The organism is Mesorhizobium sp. P3_A9 (genome assembly GCF_056402975.1).
This window is the reverse complement of record NZ_JBFUGJ010000621.1, coordinates 1-1,911: the sequence shown is the minus strand read 5'-3', so window position 1 is coordinate 1,911 and position 1,911 is coordinate 1. Positions and strand designations below refer to the sequence as shown.

1 protein-coding gene is annotated in these 1,911 nt (G+C 64.0%); it reads left to right on the top strand.

The window, feature by feature from the left end; translation table 11 throughout:
• Window positions 1-1,911, top strand: a 1,911-nt coding sequence (gene ppdK / locus AC1DX0_RS35320) for a pyruvate, phosphate dikinase (protein WP_477359074.1), incomplete at both ends; no start/stop codon positions are given.

The window sequence follows — 1,911 nt, the reverse complement described above, 5'->3', positions numbered from 1 at the left end:
CTACAAGGCCAAGGTGGAGGAGGAACTCGGCAAACCCTTCCCGCAGGATCCGAACGAACAGCTCTGGGGCGCCATCGGTGCGGTGTTCTCGAGCTGGATGAACAACCGCGCCATCACCTATCGGCGTCTGCACGACATCCCCGAAAGCTGGGGCACGGCGGTCAATGTCCAGGCCATGGTGTTCGGCAATATGGGCGAGACCTCGGCCACCGGCGTCGCATTCACCCGCAACCCGTCGACCGGCGAAAAGCAGCTCTATGGCGAGTTTCTGGTCAACGCGCAGGGTGAGGATGTCGTCGCCGGCATCCGCACGCCGCAGAATATCACCGAGGCCGCGCGCATCGCCGCCGGCTCCGACAAGCCTTCACTGCAGAAGCTGATGCCGGACGCCTTCCAGTCCTTCGTCACCGTCTCCGACAGTCTGGAAAAGCACTACCGCGACATGCAGGATCTCGAATTCACCATCGAGCGCGGCAAATTGTGGATGCTGCAGACCCGGTCGGGCAAGCGTACCGCCAAGGCGGCGCTGAAGATTGCGGTCGAAATGGCAAGGGACGGCCTGATCACGAAGGAGGAAGCCGTCGCGCGCATCGACCCCGCCTCGCTCGACCAGTTGCTGCACCCAACGATCGACCCGAAGGCCGCGCGCGACGTCATCGGCGTCGGCCTGCCGGCGTCGCCGGGAGCTGCCACCGGCGAGATCGTCTTTTCCTCCGGCGATGCYGAGGATCTGAAGACGCAAGGCCGCAAGGCGATCCTGGTGCGTATCGAGACCAGCCCTGAGGACATCCACGGCATGCATGCGGCCGAAGGCATCCTGACGACGCGCGGCGGCATGACCAGCCATGCCGCCGTCGTCGCGCGCGGGATGGGCAAGCCTTGCGTGTCTGGCGCCGGCTCGCTGCGCGTCGACTACAAGGCCGGCACGCTGCTCTCGATGGGACAGACGTTCCGCAAGGGCGACATCATCACCATCGATGGCAGCAATGGCCAGGTGTTGAAGGGCGCCGTATCGATGCTGCAGCCCGAACTGTCAGGCGATTTCGCCGCCATCATGGAATGGGCTGACGCGGTGCGCCGCATGAAGGTGCGCACCAACGCCGAAACGCCGCTCGATGCCCGCATGGCCCGTTCTTTCGGCGCCGAAGGCATCGGTCTCTGTCGCACCGAACACATGTTCTTCGACGGCGAGCGCATCGTCGCCATGCGTGAGATGATCCTGGCCGACACCGAGAAGGAGCGGCGCGCCGCCCTTGCCAAGCTTCTGCCCATGCAGCGCTCGGATTTCCTGGAATTGTTCGAGATCATGGCCGGCCTTCCGGTGACGATCCGCCTGCTCGATCCGCCGCTGCACGAATTCCTGCCCAAGACCGAAGCCGAAATCGCCGAGGTCGCGGCCGTCATGAATGTATCGCCCGACAAACTCAGGCAGCGTACCGAGGCCTTGCACGAATTCAACCCGATGCTCGGCCATCGCGGCTGCCGGCTGGCCGTCTCCTATCCGGAGATTGCCGAGATGCAGGCGCGCGCCATTTTCGAGGCCGCCGTCGAGGCCGGCAAGAAAGCCGGCGCGCTGGTCGTGCCCGAGATCATGGTGCCGCTGGTCGGCCTGGTGAAGGAACTCGATTATGTGAAGGCGCGTATCGATGCAGTCGCCAAAAGCGTCATGGAGGAGACCGGCGTCAAGATCGACTATCTGACCGGAACCATGATTGAGCTGCCTCGCGCGGCGATCCGTGCCCATGTCATCGCCGAATCGGCCGAGTTCTTTTCCTTCGGCACCAACGATCTCACCCAGACCACCTTTGGCATCTCGCGCGACGATGCGGCCTCGTTCCTGGAGACCTACCGCCAGAAGGGCATCATCGAGCAGGACCCATTCGTCTCGCTCGACATCGACGGCGTCGGCGA